Origin of the sequence: Streptacidiphilus alkalitolerans (genome assembly GCF_042511045.1) — a bacterium.
GTDB classification, from domain to species: domain Bacteria; phylum Actinomycetota; class Actinomycetes; order Streptomycetales; family Streptomycetaceae; genus Streptacidiphilus; species Streptacidiphilus alkalitolerans.
The window spans coordinates 307582-326846 of sequence record NZ_JBHEZX010000008.1; the positions used below are offsets into that span (position 1 = coordinate 307582).

11 protein-coding genes are annotated in these 19265 nt (G+C 70.8%); 2 read left to right on the forward strand and 9 right to left on the reverse strand.

Going from position 1 to position 19265, the window contains the following annotated elements; genetic code table 11:
• Positions 1–32: 32 nt before the first annotated feature.
• Positions 33–3287: a glycoside hydrolase family 3 C-terminal domain-containing protein gene (locus ACEZDG_RS20700; protein ID WP_380511733.1), complete on the reverse strand. Its 3255-nt coding sequence runs from the start codon at positions 3285–3287 to the stop codon at positions 33–35.
• 95 nt (positions 3288–3382) lie between these two features.
• Positions 3383–5551, reverse strand: a complete 2169-nt coding sequence (locus ACEZDG_RS20705) for a discoidin domain-containing protein (RefSeq protein WP_380511882.1) — start codon at positions 5549–5551, stop codon at positions 3383–3385.
• 361 nt (positions 5552–5912) lie between these two features.
• On the opposite strand from ACEZDG_RS20705, the gene ACEZDG_RS20710 reads away from it, so the two are divergent.
• Complete coding sequence (locus ACEZDG_RS20710; protein WP_380511735.1) at positions 5913–7439, forward strand: ankyrin repeat domain-containing protein; 1527 nt, start codon at positions 5913–5915, stop codon at positions 7437–7439.
• A gap of 364 nt (positions 7440–7803) precedes the next feature.
• Here ACEZDG_RS20710 and ACEZDG_RS20715 read toward each other — a convergent pair whose 3' ends face one another.
• The 7 genes from ACEZDG_RS20715 to ACEZDG_RS20745 all read right to left on the reverse strand — a co-directional run bounded on the left by ACEZDG_RS20715 (position 7804) and on the right by ACEZDG_RS20745 (position 15725).
• Entirely contained in the window at positions 7804–8682 is an 879-nt protein-coding gene (locus tag ACEZDG_RS20715; RefSeq protein ID WP_380511737.1) for a leucine-rich repeat domain-containing protein, read from the reverse strand.
• Positions 8679–9509 (reverse strand): TIGR02452 family protein, encoded by an 831-nt coding sequence (locus ACEZDG_RS20720; RefSeq protein ID WP_380511739.1) that lies wholly within the window; start codon positions 9507–9509, stop codon positions 8679–8681. Before ACEZDG_RS20720 ends, ACEZDG_RS20715 begins: the two co-directional genes overlap by 4 nt.
• A gap of 51 nt (positions 9510–9560) precedes the next feature.
• Entirely contained in the window at positions 9561–10445 is an 885-nt protein-coding gene (locus ACEZDG_RS20725) for a S66 peptidase family protein (protein ID WP_380511884.1), read from the reverse strand.
• A gap of 161 nt (positions 10446–10606) precedes the next feature.
• Positions 10607–12301, reverse strand: coding sequence for a glycoside hydrolase family 13 protein (locus ACEZDG_RS20730; RefSeq protein ID WP_380511741.1), 1695 nt, complete (start codon positions 12299–12301; stop codon positions 10607–10609).
• 77 nt (positions 12302–12378) lie between these two features.
• Positions 12379–13377 (reverse strand): carbohydrate ABC transporter permease, encoded by a 999-nt coding sequence (locus ACEZDG_RS20735; RefSeq protein ID WP_380511743.1) that lies wholly within the window; start codon positions 13375–13377, stop codon positions 12379–12381.
• Between the two features lie 13 nt (positions 13378–13390).
• The gene (locus tag ACEZDG_RS20740) at positions 13391–14314 is read right to left on the reverse strand and encodes a carbohydrate ABC transporter permease (protein WP_380511745.1); all 924 of its coding nucleotides are present in this window, start codon (positions 14312–14314) and stop codon (positions 13391–13393) included.
• Between the two features lie 76 nt (positions 14315–14390).
• Positions 14391–15725 (reverse strand): ABC transporter substrate-binding protein, encoded by a 1335-nt coding sequence (locus ACEZDG_RS20745; protein ID WP_380511747.1) that lies wholly within the window; start codon positions 15723–15725, stop codon positions 14391–14393.
• Between the two features lie 576 nt (positions 15726–16301).
• On the opposite strand from ACEZDG_RS20745, the gene ACEZDG_RS20750 reads away from it, so the two are divergent.
• A complete protein-coding gene (locus ACEZDG_RS20750) occupies positions 16302–19265 on the forward strand; it encodes a carbohydrate-binding protein (RefSeq protein ID WP_380511749.1) in 2964 nt (987 codons plus the stop codon).

Consider the following 19265-nt stretch of genomic DNA (forward strand, 5'->3'; position numbering starts at 1 on the left):
GGACGCGGCTCAGCTCACCTGGCAGATGTCCGTCAGCCGACCACCGTCCAGACGAAGGAGGCCGTGTCGCGGGCGCCGGAGGAGTCGGTGCCGGTGACCGCGACGGTGCTGGTCCCGGGAGTGGTGGCGGTGCCGGAGATGACCCCGGCCGCGCTGATGGACAGTCCGGCCGGAAGCCCGGTGGCGGTGAAGGTGACCCCGTTGCCGGTGGCGCTGATGGGCAGTCGGGCGGCGGTGTGCGCCCTGCTGCTCATCCCGTGCGGGTTGTTGACGGCGACGCCCTTCGCCGCCGCCGCGAGGCCCGCCGAGCCCGACACCGAGCCCGACACCGACGCCGACACCGACGCCGTCAGAGCCGGGCTGATCGTGCTCCCCAGCGTGAACGACCCGGTCAGCGGCAGGCTGCGGGAGGAGTCGCCGACCGAGACCTGGTAGGCGCCGCTCGCCGCGGTCCAGCCGTTGCTGGTGGTGTTCCAGTACGCCAGGTCGTGCGCGGTGAGCGCGAAGCTCACCTGCTGGCTGGCGCCCGGCTGCAGGTCCACCCGCTGGAAGCCCTTGAGCTGCCTCGCGGGCTCGCCGGTGGAGGCCGGGTCGCCCAGGTAGAGCTGGGCGATCTCGGCGCCCTCCCGGGTGCCGGTGTTGGTGACGGTGGCCTTGACCGTGACGTTCCCGGCCGCGTCGGGGGTGCCGACCTGGAGGCCGGAGAACCCGAAGCTGGTGTAGGAGAGGCCGAAGCCGAACGGGAACAGCGGGGTCTTGTTCTTGGCGTCGTACCAGCGGTAGCCGACGTCCAGGCCCTCCGAGTACTGGACCGTTCCGCCGGTGCCGGGGAACTGCGCGGCGGAGGCGGCCGGCACGTCGGCCAGGCTCTGCGGGAAGGTGATCGGCAGCTTGCCGGAGAAGTCGGCGTCACCGAAGATCAGCTGCGCCAGCGCGGTGCCGACGCCCTGTCCCGCGTACCAGTTCTCCATGACCGCCGAGACCTGGTTGACCCAGGGCATGGTGACCGCGGAGCCGGTGTTGAGCACCACGATCGTCTTCGGGTTGGCCGCCGCGACCTGGGTGATCAGGGTGTTGAGGCTGCTCGGCAGGTCGATGCTGCCGATGTCGCTGCCCTCGCTCTCGCCGTAGCTGGCGAAGACGATGGCCACGTCCGAGGACCTGGCCAGGGTGGCCGCCGTGGTGGCGTTGCTGCCGTCGTTGTACTGGACGCTGACTCCGCTGCCGGCCCGATTCTGAATGCCCGTCAGCGGGGTGACCGTGCCGGAGCTGTTGACCCCGGCGCTGCCGCCGCCCACGCTCAGCACCCCGGTACTGGCGTCGCTGCCGATGACCGCGATGGAGTGGGTGGTGCTGGTCGACAGCGGCAGCACGCCGGAGTTCTTCAGCAGCACCGTGCCCTGCTGGGCGACCTGGGTGCCGGTCGCCTGGTGCGCGGCGGTGGTGACCGTCGCGCCGGACGAGCCGCTGGGCGCCTTGTCGAACAGGCCGAAGGCGAACATCTGCGTCAGCACCCTGCCGACCATGGTGTTCAGGGTGGCCTGGGTGACGGTGCCGGCCGACAGCGCGCTGGTGAGCGCCGCGCCGAAGTAGTCGCTGCCCGGCATCTCCATCGTCATCCCCGCGTTGATGGAGGCGGCGGTGGCGTGGGTGGCGCCCCAGTCCGAGGTGACGAAGCCGCCGAAGCCGGCCTGCTGGTAGAGGGCGGTGTTGAGCAGGTAGGGGTTCTGGCAGGCGTAGACGCCGTTGATGCTGCTGTAGGCGCACATCACCGACGCCGTGGCGCCCTTGCTGACGGCGGCCTGGAACCCGGGCAGGTAGATCTCCTGCAGGGTGCGGGTGTCGATCACGGCGTTGTCGGCCGGGGTGTTGCGGTTGGTCTCCTGGTTGTAGACGGCGACATGCTTGGCCTGCGCCATCACGCCCTGGCTCTGGATGCCCTGGATGTCGGCGGTGGCCATCTGCGCGGTCAGGTAGGGGTCCTCGCTGAAGGTCTCGAAGGCCCGGCCCCAGCGCGGATCGCGGTCGATGTTGAGGGTCGGGCCGAGGCCCACGTTCACGCCCTTGCCGGCGAACTCATTGCCGGCCACCGCGCCGTACTGCTTCTCCAGCGAGGTGTCCCAGGTCGCCGCCGCGGCCACCGGGGCCGGCAGCTGGGTGACCCCGTTGAAGCCGTCGCCGACGCCCTCCGGGCCGTCGTGCAGGGTCAGTTGGGGGATGCAGAGCGAGGGGATGGCGCTGACGTTGCCGACGTAGGGCGAACTGCCGCCCCCGTGCAGCATGGAGACCTTCTGAGCCTGCGTCATCTGCCCGAGTAGTTGCGCCACCCGGTCGGCCACCGGAGCGGTGGAGCCCACCCAGGGGCAGCTGGACGGGGTGGTGTTGTTGCCCGGGGTGAACACGGCCAACGTCCACAGCGAGTAGCCGTAGGCGGTGCCGCGCTGCGTCCCGTACATCCGGAGGTAGCGGCCGGTGCCGCTGACGGTGAGGTTCTCGGTCCCGCCGGGCCCGTTGGTGGTGGAGTAGAGCGAGGTCCAGTTGGTTCCGTCGGTCGAGATCTGCACCTGGTAGGCCTTGGCGTAGGCGGCCTCCCAGGCGAGTTGCACCCCGCACACGGTCTGGCTGGAGCCGAGGTCGACCTGGAGCCACTGCGGGTCGCTGAAGGCCGAGGACCAGCGGGTGCCGCCGTCGCCGTCGACGGCCGCGGCGGCCGGGGTGGTGTCCTTCTCGGCGGACGAGGCGGTCGCCGGGTGCCCCTGCGCGATGTCGGCGTTGCCGCAGGTGGTGGGCACGGTGCCGCCGCCGTAGACCTGGAACTCCCACAGCGAGTAGCCGTAGCCGGTGGTCCGCGCGGTTCCGTACATCCGGACGTAGCGCCCGGTGCCGGTGACGTTCAGGGTCTCGGTGCCGCCGGCCCCGGTGGTGGTGGAGTAGATCGGGGTCCAGGTGGTGCCGTCGGTCGAGGTCTGGATCTGGTACGCCTTGCCGGCGGCGGTCTCCCAGGTCAGTACGACCTGGCTGATGCTCTGACTGGAGCCGAGGTCGACCTCCAGCCACTGCGGGTCGCTGAAGGCGGACGACCAGCGGGTGCCGGTGTTGCCGTCCACGGCGGCCGAGGCCGGGGTGCCGGCGTTCTCGGTGGAGGAGGCCGTGGCCGGCTTCCCCTGCGAGAGCAGCACCGGCGCGGCGGCCGCCGCCCCTCGCGGGACGACGACCAGCGCGGCGAGCAGCAGCACGCCGACGAGCACGGCGAGCGCCCGCCAGGGTCGGCTGGTTCCGGGTGGCACGGGGACATCGTGGGGTAGGTGCGTCATCGGAACTGCCTCTCCCTGACGGGTACTCATTTCACGGGTGGGTCAATGGATGTGCCGGGTCGCGCTGGTCACTGGGACACCCGTACGTAGTCGACGAGCATCTTCTGCGGGAAGACGGAGGTGGCGTCGGGGGATCCGGGCCAGTCACCGCCCACCGCGTTGTTGAGGATGATGTAGAAGGGGTGGTCGTAGACCCACGGGCCCTTCGTCAGCTCCAGTTGGGTGCGGTCCACGGTGAAGAAGGCGTTGCCGTCGACCGAGAAGGTCATGTGCGAGGAGTCCCAGTCCACGGCGTAGGTGTGGAACGCGTTGGCGAAGTCGCTCCCGGCCACCGTGTACGGCGAGCCGAAGCCGTTGCCGCCGAAGTAGGCGGGGGCGTGCAGGGTCGAGTACACCGAGTCCGCGACCTTGCCGACGTGCTCCATGATGTCGATCTCACCGGAGTTGGGCCACGGCGTGCCGGTGGTGAAGTTGGAGCCCAGCAGCCAGAAGGCGGGCCACAGGCCCTGGGTGCCGGACACCTTGATCCGGGCCTCGACGTGTCCGTAGGTGAAGTTGAAGTGCGCGGCGGTGTTCAGCCTGGCCGAGGTGTACTGGCACGGGCCGCCCGGGCAGGCGCTTCCGGCCGTGACCTCCTTGCGGGCCTCCAGCACCAGGTTGCCGGTGCCGTCCTGGTAGGCGTTCTTGTTGTCGGTGTAGTACTCGAGCTCGCCGTTCTGGCCGGAGCCGGCGTCGGCGGTCCACTTGGAGGCGTCCGGCAGGGTGCCCGCGGCGCCGTTGAACTCGTCGCTCCACACCAGGTGCTCCGGGTTGCCCGGGTTCGGCGGCAGCGCGGGCGGGGCGACCGGGTTGCCGCCGGTGCCGTAGACGTCGAAGGTCCAGAGCGAGTAGCCGTAGGCGGTGGCGCGGGCCGTCCCGTACATCCGGATGTAGCGGCCGGTGCCGGAGACGTTCAGGGTCTCCTTGAAGCCCTTGCCGGTGGTGGTGGAGTAGATCGGGGTCCAGTTGGCGCCGTCGTTGGAGACCTGGATCTGGTAGGCGCTGGCGTAGGCCGGGTCCCACTGCAGCACGACCTGGCTGATGGTCGCGGTCGCGCCCAGGTCGATCTGGAACCAGGCGGGGTCGGACCAGCCGGTGGTGTCGCTGGTGGCCCAACGGGTGGCCGGATCCTCGTCGACGGCCTTGGCCGGGGTGCAGCCGCCGCAGTTGGCGTCGTCCTGGTAGGAGGAGGCGGTGGCGGGCTTGTTGTACGACAGCAGGGTGGCGCCACCGGCGGGCGGCGGGGGTGTGGTCGGCGGGGGCGTGGTCGGCGGAGGTGTGCCGGTTCCGCCGGTGAAGACCTGGAACTCCCAGAGCGAGTAGCCGTACTGGGTGGCCCGGACCGTCCCGTACACCCGGATGTAGCGTCCGGTGCCGAGCAGCGAGATCAGCTCGGTCGCGCCGGGCCCGTTGGCGGTGGAGTAGACCGTGGTCCAGTTGGTCCCGTCGGTCGAGACCTGGATCTGGTAGGCCTTGGCGTAGGCGGTCTCCCAGGCGAGCTGGACCCCGCAGACGTTCTGCACCGAGCCGAGGTCGACCTGCAGCCACTGCGGGTCGCTGGCGGCGCTGGACCAGCGGGTGCCGGTGTCGCCGTCCACGGCCGCGGAGGCGGGGGTGCCGCCGTTCTCGGTGGAGGAGGCGGTGGCGGTCTTGCCCTGGGCCGCGTTGGCGGTGCCGCAGGCGGTGCTCGGCGGCGGGCTGGTGGGCGGCGTGCTGCCGCCGGTGCTGCCGTAGACCTGGAACTCGTAGAGCGAGTAGCCGTACTGGGTGGCCCGGGCAGTGCCGTACATCCGGACGTAGCGGCCGGTGCCGCTGACGTTCAGGGTCTGGGTGCCGCCGGTGCCGGTGGTGGTGCTGTAGATCGAGGTCCAAGTGGTCCCGTCGGGGGAGGTCTGGATCTGGAACGCCGAGCCGTAGGCGGCCTCCCACTGCAGCACGACCTGGCTGATGGTGGCGGTCGCGCCCAGGTCGACCTGGAGCCATTGCGGGTCGCTGAACGCGGACGACCAGCGGCTGGTGGTGTCGCCGTCGACGGCGGCCGAGGCGGGTGTGCCCACGGCCTCGGCGGATGACGCGGTGGCGGGCTTGCCCTGCGACAACAGCGTGCCTGCTGCGTGCGCGGGGGAGCCGGCCAGGGCCAGCAGCAGGCTGACGACAAGCGTGGCCGCGAGGGCCAGCGCGAGCATCGGTCTGCCCATGCGTCGGTGCTGATGGCGGGTCAGCACCGGTGCGGGAGCGGGGTGATCGCCAGACATGGCGGTCTCCTGTTCGGTGGTTGCAGTATCTCTGAGAGCGCTCTCTCGGATTCCTTGAAGGTTGCGTACCTGTTAACACCATGTCAAGCAGCTGGACGGGTTCCGGAACCCTGGGGCGCGCCACGCTGGTCGGGGCCGGTACTTCTCGCGGCGGCCGTGCGGGCGTTATGGTCGAGGCAGGCGCGTCGGAGCGCCCCCGGTCCGCGGGAAGGGCACAGCCCATCCGGAAGCACCTGTGCGTACGACCCCTGCACTCCTTTCGGCCTGACCATGCGGACACCAGGCAAAACGAGAGGAGGCCGTTGTGCCGACCGATTCACCCTCCGCACGCCCGCTGCTGCCGCAGAACCCGGACCTGGACCATCTGCGCGGCCAGGCCCGCACGCTCCAACGCGCGGTGCGCGGCGGCGATGCCGACGCCGCGCGTCGGGTCCTCGCCCACGGGCTGGCCACCGAGGCGTTGACGCTCAGTTCGGCCCAGTTGGTCGTGGCCCGGGAGCACGGCTTCCCGAGCTGGCCCAAGCTCAAGCACCACCTGGACACCATCACCCGCTACCGCTGGGATCCGGCCGACGCCAAGGCCGACACTTCGGCTGAACCCCCGGCCGACCGCTTCGCCCGGCTCGCCTGCCTCAGCTACACCGACGCGGACGGCCCGGACCGCTGGGACGAGGCCGCCCGGCTGCTCGCCGAGCACTCGGCCCTCGTCGACCGCAGCCCCTGGGCCGCCGCAGCCGCCGCGGACCTGGACGCCCTGCGGCGCCACCTCGCCGCGGATCCGGCCACCGCGACCCGCCGCGGCGGCCCGAACGGCTGGACACCGCTGTTCCACCTGGTCTACTCGCGGCTGCAGCGGACCGACTGGCCCGGACAGGGCGATCCGCTCGGCTGCGCCCGGCTGCTGCTCGGCGCCGGCGCCGACCCCCACGAGGGATACCTCTGGCACGGCCTGCCGACCCCGTTCACCCTGCTCACCGGCGCGTTCGGCGCGGGCGAGCTGGGCCCCGAACGGCAACCGGGCCACCCCGACTCGCTCGCCCTGGCCCGGCTGCTGCTCGACGCGGGCGCGGACCCGTCCGACGGGCAGACCCTCTACAACCGGATGTTCGGCTCGGACGACAGCCACCTGCGGCTGCTGTTCGAGTACGGGCTCGGCCAGGGCGACGGCGGAGTCTGGAAGGCCCGCCTCGGCGACGCCCTGGACACCCCGCAGGAGATGCTGCGCGGCCAGCTCGGCTGGGCCGTCAATCACCGCCTCGGGGCGCGGGTGCGGCTGCTGACCGAGCACGGCGTCGACGTCCGCACCCCCCTGGCGGACGGTCGCACCCCGGCGGAGCGGGCCCGCCGCAACGGGGACCCGGAACTGGTCGCCTACCTGGTGGCGCACGGTGCCGAGACACCTGCCCCGGACCCGGTGGAAGCCCTGCTCGGCGCGGCTCTGGCCGGCGACGCCACGGAGGTCGCCGCCCTGTGCGCCGCGCACCCGACCGCCGCGGCGGGGGCACGGGCGGCCCGTCCGTCCGCGATGGTCTGGGCAGCGGCTCACGACGGCCCGGGTGCAATGCGGATCCTCGCCGAGCTCGGCTTTGACGTCAACGCGCTGGGCCGGAGCGACATCCCGTCCGACCAGCCCTGGGAGACCGCACTGCATCGGGCGGCGGGCGATGGTGACGTGGCGTCAGTTCGGCTGCTGCTGGAACTGGGAGCCGACCCGGCCATTCGCGACCGGCGCTTCGACGGGACGGCGCTGGACTGGGCCCGGCACTTCGGCCACGGGGCAGTGGAGGCGGCGTTGCTGGAGTTGGTGAAGCGGGAGGAGCGGGAGGAGTAGCGGGCCGGGTAGGCGGGGGCGCCCTTCGCCGCCCACGGTGGACAACCTGCCGCAGTGGCCCCGGCGGTAGTGGGGCGGCGGCGTGCGTTCCCGGCCCATGCTCCGGGCCATGGACGCTGTCGGTCTCGCTGCCGCTCGACGGCCAACTACGCGGGAGCGGGGCGGTGGCCCGGGCGCCGTTTCTCTCCTGCGGGGCCGTGGGGCCTCTTCTGTCTTCCGTGCCGTCCCCGTGCCGTCCCAGTCCTCCACGCCGCCGCCCGGCAACGGCGCCCAACCTGGCGCCGCCTCCGCGTAGTTGGCTGCTTTGCGTCGGAGACGCGAGACGGCGCGGGACTGGGCGACGGCGAAGGCCGACCCCACCGGCTCATAGCAGGACCACGCAGCCCCGTTGTTCCAATCCGCACACCCACGCTTCGGTCTCCCGTCCCAACTCCAGGGGGTTCCAACGGAGGTCGAGTTTCTCCAGCAGTGGCAACGCCGCCAAGGCGTCTTCCGGGAGGTGCTGCAGCCGGTTGTTGCGCAGGTCGAGATGGGTGAGCGCGCGAAGGCCGGCCACCGTGCCGGGCAGTTCCGGGAGTTGGTTGTTGCGCAGGTCGAGGCGGGTGAGCCGGTGCAGGTCGCCGAGGGAGCGGGGGAGGGCGCGCAAGCGGTTGTCCATCAACCGCAGCTCCCGCAGATCAGTCAGCCCGCCCAACTCATCCGGCAGGAACTCCAGCTGGTTCTCCATCAGATGCAACTCGCGCAAGGAGGGCAGCCGTCCCAGGGAGGCCGGCAACGTGGCGATCCGGTTCCGGTAGAGCCGCAACTCGCACAGCCCGGCCATCGCGCCGAGCTCGGACGGCAGTGTGGTGAGGCGGTTGTCCGTTGCACCCAGGTAGCGGAGACGAACGAGACGGCAGAGCGCGGACGGCAGTGCGCTGAGCTGGTTGTCGGCGACATAGAGGTAGCGGGTGAGACCACTGAGATCGCCCATCTCCTCTGGCAGTTCGGTGATCTGATTGTGTGCCAGATCGAGCGTGTGCAACGTCCGCAACAGGCCCAGTTCGGACGGGACCGCCGTCAGTCGGTTGTCGGCCAGATTGAGGGTGTGCAGGGTGGGTGCGAGCCGGGCGACGTGTGGGGGCAGGAAGCCGATCCGGTTCTGATAGGCGGAGAGCAGTTCCAGCCCCTCGGAACGGAAGATCGCCGGGTCGAGTGCGGTGAGGCCGCTGCTGTCCAGGCGCAGTTCGCGCACCGCGCTCACGCCGCGAACCGGCGGGTGAAGGCGTCCCGGTTGGCGGAGGGGTCGGCCCGGTCCCACACGGCGAAGACGACCTGGTCGAAGGCTCCGTGCAGGTCGCCGTCCTCGGCGTAAAGGTGCTGGTGGAAGGCCTGCGCCACGGTCGCCGGGTTGTTGCCGAAGACCCCGCAGCCCCAGGCTCCCAGCACCAGCCGCCGTACGCCGTGGTGCGCGGCGACCGTGAGCACGCGTCCGGCCCGGCGGTGCAGCGCGGCCTGAATGCCCGGGCCCGCGTCCGGGTCCCGGCGCAGCAACTGCGTCGCGTTCGGGGCGGGGCTGGTCAGGAAGGACACCGGGTACGGTTCGGCCAGCAGCGCCTCGTCGTCGCCCCGGTGCACCGGCACCCGTGGGGACCAGATCACCCGGTCGCTGTAGTGCAGGTCGTCAGACGCGCGGTGTGCCGCGTAGTACTCGGGCGCCCGGACCAGGCAGCTGTAGAGCAGCGACTGACGGCAGAGATCCTCCTCCTGTGCCTTCGCCCCGCGCAGGTAGCCGCCGCCCGCGTTGCGAGCCGAGGCGAAGTTGAGCACGGCCACGTCGCCGGGCCCGCTGTCGCAGAGCCGCCGCGCCGCCTGCAGACTGCCCTCGGCGGTCACCTCGACCTCGAGGGGCCGGCCGACGGCGGAGCGCACGGGCGCGAGCTGCTCGTCCGGCTGGTGGCACCGGGTCCCATCGGCCGCCGCGGCGAGCATGCCCCGCACGCTGACTGACGTACCGTCAGGCAATCCATACCCGCCCGCGGCTGCGATGTCCTCGTTCTCCGCCGCGATGTTGCGCATTCTGCTGCTCATACCGGTGAACGGTAGGGGAGCAACCCATGACTACGCATCGCCGACCCGGTCTCAGACGAGCGCCGGCAGGTCCAGGGTGACCGTGCCCGCGTCCGCGTCCAGGACGGCCGGGATGCCCAGGGGGACGGTGAGGCTGCTCGGGCCGTGTCCGAAGCCGAGCTCCCAGAGCAGCGGGACGCCCAGCGGGCCCAGCCGTTCCAGCATCAGACTGCGGATCCGGTCGGGCGAGGGACGGCAGTCCTGCCAGGAGCCGAGGGCGATGCCCGCGACGCCGTCCAGCGCGCCGGAGCGCAGCAGTTGGGTGAGCAGCCGGTCCAGGGCGTACAGGTCCTCGTCGACGTCCTCGATCAGCAGGATCGCGCCGGCGAAGCCGGGTCGGGCGAACGGGGTGCCCCGGTCGGCGGCGAGCAGGCTGAGGCAGCCGCCTGCGGTGATGCCGTGCGCCCGGCCGGGGACCAGGCCCTCGGCGGTCGCGGAGGAGAGCCGCTGCGCGCGCTCCGGTTCGAAGAGGGTGAGCCGCAGGTGTTCGGCCGTCGCCGGGTCGCTGCCGAACACGGCCGCCGCCGCCATTGGCCCGTGCAGGGAGGAGAGCCCGAGCCGGACGGCCAGGGCCTCGTGCAGGGTGGTCACGTCGCTGTAGCCGACCAGTGGCTTGGGTGTGGCGGCAGCCATCGCGGTCCAGTCGAGCAGGTCGACCACGCGTTGGGCGCCGTAGCCGCCCCGGGCGCAGATCACGGCGGCGACGTCGGGGTCCTGCCAGGCCTGTTGCAGGTCGGCGGCGCGGTGCTGGTCCTGGGCGGCGAGGTAGGGCAGGTCCGGGTGCTCGGACAGCACGTGCGGCATGACCTCGACCCGCAGCCCCCAGGATTCGAGGATCCCGACCCCGTGCTCCAGCCGGTCCGGCCGCACGGTTCCACTGGGCGCGACCACGGCCACCCTGTCCCCGGCGACCAGCCGCCTCGGCCGCAGCAGAGCCCGGACAGCAGGAGCGGCAGGAGCAGCTGCAACAGGAGCGGGTACGGCGGGCACGGCGTCAACTCCTCGTGACTCGTGATCATGACGATGCCCCCACCGTACCCGTCCCCGCCCGCCCCGGTTCAGCGGGACGTACGCAGCCACACCGCCGACTCGGCCGTGAGCTCGCCGCTCCAGCCTGCGCCGTCGACCTCACCACCGCTGGACAGCAGCAGCTCGCCAGGCACGGCGATGCTGACGGACTGTCCGGTCAGGTTGACGGCGCAGACCAGGTCCTCCTCCCGGCGGAACACCAGCGTCCCGGCCGGGGAGTCCAGCCACTCCAGCGTCCCGTCGCCGAGCGCGGGCTGTGCGCGACGGATCCGCAGGGCGGTGCGGTAGAGCTCCAGGGTGGAGCCGGCCACCCCGTCCTCCGCCTCCGCCGTCAGCGCGGCCCACTCGGCCGGCTGCGGCAGCCACGGCGCGGCCGTCGCGCCGTCCGGGCTGAAGCCGAACGGTGCCTCGCTGCCGGACCAGGGCAGCGGGACCCGGCAGCCGTCGCGGCCGAGTACCTCGCCGTCGGTGCGGTGGAAGTAGGGGTCGTCGCGCAGCGCGTCCGGGATGTCGTCGACCTCCCAGAGGCCGAGCTCCTCGCCCTGGTAGAGGTACGCGGAGCCGGGCAGCGCCAGGCTGAGCAGGGTGGCCGCCCGGGCCCGCTGCGTGCCGAGGTCCAGGTCGGTGGCGACGTGGTACTGCCGTCCGTTGTTGCCGAAGGAGGAGTCCTCGCGGCCGTAGCGGGAGACGTGCCGGGTGACGTCGTGGTTGGACAGCACCCAGGTGGCGGGCGCGTCCACCGGGGCGTGCGCGGCCAGGGTCGCGGTGATGACGCGGCGCAGGTCGTCGGCGTCCCAGGCGCAGTTGAGGTAGTCGAAGTTGAAGGCCGTGTGCATCTCGTCGGGGCGCAGGTAGGCGGCCAGCCGCTCGGGCTGGTCCAGCCACACCTCGCCGATCAGCGCCCGGGGGTCGGGGTAGCTGTCGGCGACGGCGCGCCAGGCGCGGTAGATGTCGTGCACCTCGTCGCGGTCCACGAAGGGGTGCGGGAACGGGGGCGCGGCCTCGTCGAAGTCGGGCAGTCCGGCGTCCTTGGCGGGCATGGTCGCCGAGTCGATCCGCACCCCGTCCACACCCCGGTCGAACCAGAACCGGAGCACGTCCTCGAAGTCCTCGCGGACCTTGGGGTTCTCCCAGTTGAGGTCGGGCTGCTCGGAGGCGAAGAGGTGCAGGTACCACTCGCCGGGGGTGCCGTCCGGGTTGTCGGTCCTGGTCCAGGCGTCGCCGCCGAACACGGACTTCCAGTTGTTGGGCGGCAGTTCGCCGTTCTCGCCGCGTCCGGGGCGGAACCAGAACAGCTCCCTGGCCTCGGCGCCGGGGCCGGCCGCCAGTGCCTCCAGGAACCATTCGTGCTGGTCCGAGCTGTGGTTGGGGACGATGTCCACGATGATCCGCAGGCCGAGGCGGTGGGCCTCGCCGATCAGCGCCTCGGCCTCGGCCAGGGTGCCGAAGCGCGGGTCGATGGCGCGGTAGTCGGCGACGTCGTAGCCGGCGTCGGCCAGCGGGGAGGCGTACCAGGGGTTGAACCACAGCGCATCCACGCCGAGGTCGGCCAGGTAGGGCAGCTTGGCCCGGACGCCGGCCAGGTCGCCGACCCCGTCGCCGTTGCCGTCCGCGAAGGAGCGGACGTAGACCTGGTAGATCACGGCGTTGCGCCACCATGCCGTCGCGGCGTCGGTGTGCACGGGGTCGGCGTGCTCGTCGTCGGAGCGGGGAGCGTCGGACATGGCGGGGGATCTCCTTGCGGGGAACGTGACGTGAGCGGAGGGCGTGCGGTGGGACGGGCGGTGCCGGCGGGGGGAGGTCAGCCCTTGACCGCGCCGGCGGAGAGGCCGGCCAGGATGTGTCGCTGGAACACCAGGAAGACGACCACCATCGGCACCGAGGCGATGGCCAGCCCGGCGATCATCTCGGTCGGCGGGACCTGGGTGGTGGCGGAGAGCCGCTGCAGGGCCACGGACAGGGTCTGCGCCTCGGGGTCCTGCAGCACGAGCATCGGCCAGAGGAAGTCCTTCCAGATCCCGATCACCGAGAGGATCGAGATCACGGCGAGGACCGGCCGGGAGAGCGGCAGGATGATCCGCCCCAGGATCTGCAGCCGGGAGGCGCCGTCGATGGACGCGGCGTCCAGCAGCTCGTCCGGGATCTGGTCGAAGAAGCGCTTCAGCACATAGACGTTGAAGGCGTTGGCGGCGCCCGGGAGCCAGAGCCCCCAGGGCGAGTTCAGCAGGTTGAGGTGGATGAACGGCAGGCTGGTGATGTTCAGGTAGGCGGGGACCAGCAGGGCCGTGGCCGGCAGCATCAGGCTGGCCAGCATCATCCCGAAGACCGCCCGGCCGAACACCGGCCGCAGCTTGGACAGCGCGTAGGCGGTGGTGACGTCCACGACGATCTGGATGAACCAGCCGCCGGCCGCGTAGTAGACGGTGTTGAGGAAGAAGTGCGCGATGTGCATCTCGTTCCAGGCGTCCGCGTAGTTGGACAGCTGGAACGAGGTCGGCACCAGGCTGCCGACGGTGTTGTCCGCCATCTGCGCCGGGGTCTTCAGCGCGGCGGTGACCATCCAGTAGAGCGGGAACAGGAAGGCCGCGGCGAAGACCACGACGGTGCCGGTCAGGGTGAGGAAGTAGAGCACCCGGGCACGCGGGCGGGCCAGCTCCAGGTCGGAGATCAGGCTGCGGGTGGCGGTGCCGCTCTCAGCGGTGCGGCGTCCGCGCCGGCGGCCCGACCGGGGTGTTCCGGTGGCGGCGGTGGTGGGCCCGGAGCCCGGCAGGGCGCGCTCGGGCTCGGTCAGCAGAGTCATGGTGGCGTGCCCCTCAGGCGGTTTCGCGGGTGAGCCGCATGTAGAAGGCGGAGAAGACGGCGAGCACCGCGAACAGGATCACGCTCATCGACGCGGCCAGGCCGAAGTCGTTGTTGACGGCGAAGGCGTAGCGGTAGATCAGCGTCATCACGGTGATGGTGGACGGGTCGGTGAACCCGGTCAGCTGGAACGGCTCGATGAACACCTGCATGGTGGAGACGATCTGCAGGAGCAGCAGCACCAGCATGATGAACCGCATCTGAGGCAGCGTCACATGCCGCAGCCGCTTCCAGACCCCGGCGCCGTCCAGCTCGGCGGCCTCGTACAGCTCGCCGGGGATGGTCTGCAGCGCGGCCAGGTACATGATGGTCGCGCCGCCCATGTTGGCCCAGGTGGAGACCAGCACCAGCGAGATCATCGCCATGTGCGGGGACTGCACCCACTGCGAGGTCGGCAGGTGCGCGCCCCGGAGCAGGGTGTTGAACAGGCCGTTGCCGGGGTCGTAGAAGAACTGCCAGACCATCACGCTGACGATCGGCGGCAGCATCACCGGCAGGTAGACGACCACCCGGAAGTAGGCCTTGAAGTGCCGCAGTTCGTTCAGCAGCACCGCGATGCCGAAGGGCACCAGGTAGCCGAAGACCAGCGCGAGGCCGGTGAACTCGAAGGTGTTCTTCCAGGCGGTGAGGAACAGCGGGTCGGCGAAGAGGTGCCGGAAGTTCTCCAGACCGATCCAGGTCGGCGGGGTGACCAGGTTGTCCTGCTGGAAGCTCAGCATCAGCCCGCGGACCAGCGGATACCAGGAGAACACGGCGAAGCAGAGGATGCCCGCGGCCATGAAGCTGTAGGCGAGGGCGTTGTCGGCGAGCCGGCGCCGCAGTCGGTCCCGGCGCTGTGCGCGCAGGTCGCGGGACGGACCCGCGGTGGTGGTCGCCATGGGGGAGTGCCTTTCTGCGGGGGCGGGCGGGCCGCGGTGCCATGGGGAGGGCGGCCCGCCCGGTGTGCCGACGGACCTACTGGACGGTGGAGAGGATCGAGTTGACCTGCTTCTCCGCGTCCGACAGCAGCTTGTTGACGTCCGCGTTCTTGTTCGTCAGCACCTGCGCCATCGCGGTGTCCAGGACGGCGTAGATCTGCTGCGCGTTCGGCGGCTCGACGTCCAGCGGGACATTGGCGTTGCCGGTGACGAAGGGCTGGTAGTTCTGCACCGGGACGTTGGCGTTGGCCGCGACCAGGCTGGTCCGGGTGGCCTCGGCGGCGCCGGTCCACAGGTCCGGCTCCGGCAGGCCGACCGGCTGCTTGGCGGCGGAGGCGCGGGCGTAGTCGTACTCGCCCTGACCCGGGGTCAGGTACTTGTAGCTGAGCCAGGCGATACCGGCCTTGACCTGGGCCGGGGTGTCCTTGGGGTTGAACATGAAGCCGCCGCCGCCGGCCAGGGTGCCGCCACCGCCGGGGATCGGGCCGAGCCCGTAGTCCGCCGCGTTGCCCTTGTACTGGTTGGAGATGGTGGGGATGTTGTCGGAGGTGGCGACGTACATCCCGAGCTTGCCCGCGCCCATCATCTGCAGCAGGTCGGCCCACTCGAGCAGTTGCTTCTGGCCCATCGAGTCGTCGACCCAGCGCATGTCGTGCAGCTGCTGCAGGACCTGCCTTCCCTTGTCGTTGTTGAAGTCGGCGGTCCACTTGCCGTCGCTGCCCTGCTTGGCCACGTCGCCGCCGAGCGAGTACATCTCGGCGGTGAAGTGCCAGCCGCCGGTGTTGGACTTGCTGTAGTCGCCGTAGCCGGCGATGCCGTTGCCCAGGGCCGCGATCTTCTTGGCGTCGGCGCGGACCTCGGCCCAGGTGGTGGGCGGTGAGTTCGGGTCCAGACCGGCCTTGGTGAACAGGGTGCGGTTGTAGACCAGGCCCATCGAGTAGTTGCCCTGGGGGATGCCGTAGACCTTGCCGGCGCTGTCGGAGTAGACCTTCATCAGCTGCGGCTTGACCGTCTTCACCAGCGGGAAGGCGGAGAGGTAGCTGGTGATGTCGAGCGCCTGGTGCTTGGCGATCAGCCCGGCCGGGTCGGTGAAGTAGGTGTAGAAGACGTTCTCCAGCTGGCCGCCGGCGATCTTCGCGGAGAAGGTCTTCGGGTCCATCTGGCCCTCGTGCGGTATGACCTTGATCTTCGGGTTCTTCGCTTCGAAGGCCGCGATGTCGGCGAGGAAGTTCTTGCGGTTGACCGCGTCGGTGCTGGCCGGCTCGTCGTTCACGGTGATCGTGGTGATCCCGTCGGCAGAGGTGGAGGCCGTGCCCGACTTGGAGCTGCCGCAGGCCGCGGCGGTGAGACAGCAACCTGCTGCGAGGGCCATTGCGAGCGCCTTGCGGACTCTGACGCCAGTCCCGTTGGTCATCATCTGTGGGTTCCCGAGTGTGTGAGGGGAGGCAGGGTGGGGTGGTGACGCACCGTCGGAAACGATCAGGACATCCGGGGGAGACCCCGCTGTCATCCGGCGTGGCCTCAACGTACAGACGCGTCACACATCTTGCAAGAGCCTGCTTGAGATCTGAAAGAAGACGACGAATTGCATCGAGCGGGCCGTGAAGGCCTGTCACGGCCCATGGAAGCCCGAGCCTGCCCCGGGCGGACTGGGTGACCCCGGGTTGTGCTCAGTGCGAGGCGCTCACCTGCACGGGGGTCTGAATCGCGGGAACCTCTTGATCTGCAAAAGATGAACTCGCTGGGGCAATAATTTCATCGCTCAAGCTCATGGGGCCCTTTTCGGAGGCCGAGGGCCGCCATCGATCACGCAAGTACGGCAACACATCCGTCTCGTTCTTCCTGAACCATGCCGGAACCCTTGCGCCAGGGCGGTCTCGTTATTACCGTCCCCACGACTCATCGAGCCGTCCCACCCTTCAAGCCCGCTCACACAGAGAGTCGAGTCATGCCTCTGCGATCCCCCCGTCGCACGTCCCCCAGGCTGAGCGCACTGCTCGCCCTGATGGCGCTCCTGGTCGGCCTGGCCGCCTGGGCCGCACTGCCGGCCACGGCCGCGTCCACCACCTACGAGGCCGAGTCGGCCGCCCTCTCGGGCGGCGCGACGGTCGGCACCGACCACACCGGTTACACCGGCTCCGGCTTCGTCGGCGGCTACACCGACGGCAACAAGGGCGCTGCGGCGACCACCTTCACGGTCACCGCCGGCGCGGCCGGCAGCACCACGACCACGCTGCGCTACGCCAACGGCACCGGCGCCGCCATGACGCTGTCCCTCTACGTCAACGGAACCAAGCTGCGCCAGATCGGCCTGCCGGCCACGGCGGACTGGAACACCTGGGGCACCGAGGCCGAGAGCGTCACGCTGAACGCCGGCAGCAACACGGTGGCCTACCGGTTCGACAGCGCCGACTCCGGCAACGTCAACCTGGACAACCTCACCGTCGCCGCCGCGTCGCCGCCGCCCAGCGGCCAGTACGAGGCCGAGTCGGCCGCCCTGTCCGGCGGCGCGGCCATCGCCACCGACCACTCCGGCTTCACCGGGACCGGCTTCGTCGGCGGCTACACCGACGGCAACAAGGGCGCGGCGGCCACCACCTTCACCGTCAGCGCGTCCTCGGCGGGCACCGCGACGGCGACCCTCCGCTACGCCAACGGCAACGGGTCGGCCAAGACGCTGTCGCTGTACGTGAACGGAACCAAGCTGCGCCAGGTCAGCCTGCCGGCCACGGCGGACTGGAACACCTGGGGCACCGAGGCCGAGAGCGTCACGCTGAACGCGGGCAGCAACACGGTGGCCTACCGGTTCGACAGCGCCGACTCCGGCAACGTCAACCTGGACAACCTCACCCTGGGCGCCGTCTCGACCCCCACCCCCACGCCGACGCCGACGCCCACGGCGACCACCACCCCGCCGCCCGGCTCCGGCCAGGTCTACGAGGCCGAGACGGCCTTCTTCTCCGGCGGACCCAGCACCGCCACCGCGACCAGCGGCTACACCGGCAGCGGCTACCTCACCGGGTTCACCGCCCAGGGCTCCCAGGTCGTCATCGACGTGGACACCCCCGCGGCCGGCAGCTACCCGGTGGTGCTGCGCTACGGCAACAGCACGGGCACCGCGCAGACCATCTCGCTGAACCTCAACGGCATCCGCGACAGCCAGCGCAGCCTGCCGGCCGGCAGCGGCTGGCTGACCGCCACCTTCAATGTGACCCTGCGCTCCGGCCTCAACCTGGTCGGACTGCAGACCAACTCGGGCGACAGCGGCAATATCGCCGTGGACAACGTCAGCATCGCCGGCGGCCTGGCGCTGGCCGCCCAGGGGGCGACCGTCCCCTACACCGAGTACACCGCCACCACCGTGCAGACCAACGGCACCGTGCTGCCGGCCAGCATCTCCTACCCGAGCCTGCAGTCCGAGGCGACCGCCCGGCAGGCCGTCCAGCTGACCGCCACCGGCCAGTACGAGCAGCTCACGCTCACCAAGCCGGCCAACTCGATCGTGCTGCGCTACTCGATCCCGGCCAACAGCGACGGCTCCACCGCCACCGCCAAGCTCTCGCTCTACGCCAATAACAGCAAGGTCCAGGACCTCAACCTGACCACCCAGTACTCCTGGCTGTACGGGCCCGGCTACTACGACACCCGCACGCCGAGCACCGGGGTGGCGCACCACTTCTACGACGAGACCCGCGCGCTGATCGGCAACTGGCCGGTCGGCACGGTGCTCAAGTTCCAGCGGGACGCCGGCGACACCGCCGCGAGCTACACCCTGGACGCGGTGGACGCCGAGCAGGTCGACCCGGCGCTGACCATGCCGGCCAACTACGTGTCCATCACCGGCTACGGGGTCACCCCCAACAGCGGGGCCGACGACACCGCCGCCATCAACAACGCCATGTCGGCGCTGTCCGGCACCGGCAAGGGCCTCTGGTTCCCGGCCGGGACCTATGACATCTCGGGCCGGATCAGCCTCAGCAACCTGGCCGTGCGCGGCGCGGGGGAGTGGTACACCACGATCCAGTCCACCGCCGTCAACGGCGCGGGCGGCTTCTACGCCACCGGCGGCACCAACCAGATCGCCGACCTGTCCTTCCTGGGCGACCAGACCTTCCGCAACAACGACAGCGGCGCGGCCGGCATCGAGGGCACCTTCGCCAACGGCTCGCTGATCTCCGACGTGTGGATCGAGCACGTCAAGGTCGGCATCTGGGCCGTGCCCGGCAACGGCCTCGACATCTCCGGCACCCGGATCCGGGACGTCTTCGCCGACGGCATCCACGTCCACGGCGGCAGCAGCAACACCCGGGTCGAGCAGTCGGTGGTGCGCAACAGCGGCGACGACGGCGTGGCCCTGGACACCGAGGGCGGCAATGTCACCGGCTCGGTGGTCGCCTTCAACACCGTCGCCAGCCCGATCCAGGGCAACGGCATCGGGGTCTACGGCGGAGGCGACAACACGGTCCGCGACAACCAGGTCCTCGACATCGTCGCCTTCGGCGGCGGCATCAAGCTCGGCACCGACTTCGGCGGCGGCTTCACCGGCCCGACCACGGTGCTGGACAACACGCTGACCCGGGCCGGCTCCTACAACTCCAACTGGGGCTCAGCGCTGGGCGCGATCTGGATCTACGCGGTCAACTCGGACATCACCCAGCCGGTGAACGTCACCGGCAACACCCTGCTGAACAGCGGCTACCAGGGGCTGCTGCTGAGCTTCGGCAAGCAGATCAGCAACCTGGCGCTGACCGACGACACCATCAACGGGGCCGGCACCTACGGCATCGACATCAACAACGTCACCGGCAGCCTGACCGCCACCGGCGTCACCGTCACCGGGGCGAAGTCGGGCGGCCTGAACAACCCGGGCGGCTACACCATCGTCCGCGGGGCAGGTGACAGCGGCTTCTGA

Excerpts from the sequence above, each read along its gene's own strand:
- ACEZDG_RS20705 (WP_380511882.1), bottom strand. The coding sequence starts at position 5,551 with ATGGGCAGACCGATGCTCGCGCTGGCCCTCGCGGCCACGCTTGTCGTC.
- ACEZDG_RS20720 (WP_380511739.1), bottom strand. The coding sequence starts at position 9,509 with ATGAGCAGCAGAATGCGCAACATCGCGGCGGAGAACGAGGACATCGCA.
- ACEZDG_RS20730 (WP_380511741.1), bottom strand. The coding sequence starts at position 12,301 with ATGTCCGACGCTCCCCGCTCCGACGACGAGCACGCCGACCCCGTGCAC.
- ACEZDG_RS20735 (WP_380511743.1), bottom strand. The coding sequence starts at position 13,377 with ATGACTCTGCTGACCGAGCCCGAGCGCGCCCTGCCGGGCTCCGGGCCC.
- ACEZDG_RS20740 (WP_380511745.1), bottom strand. The coding sequence starts at position 14,314 with ATGGCGACCACCACCGCGGGTCCGTCCCGCGACCTGCGCGCACAGCGC.
- ACEZDG_RS20745 (WP_380511747.1), bottom strand. The coding sequence starts at position 15,725 with ATGGCCCTCGCAGCAGGTTGCTGTCTCACCGCCGCGGCCTGCGGCAGC.
- ACEZDG_RS20750 (WP_380511749.1), top strand. The coding sequence starts at position 16,302 with ATGCCTCTGCGATCCCCCCGTCGCACGTCCCCCAGGCTGAGCGCACTG.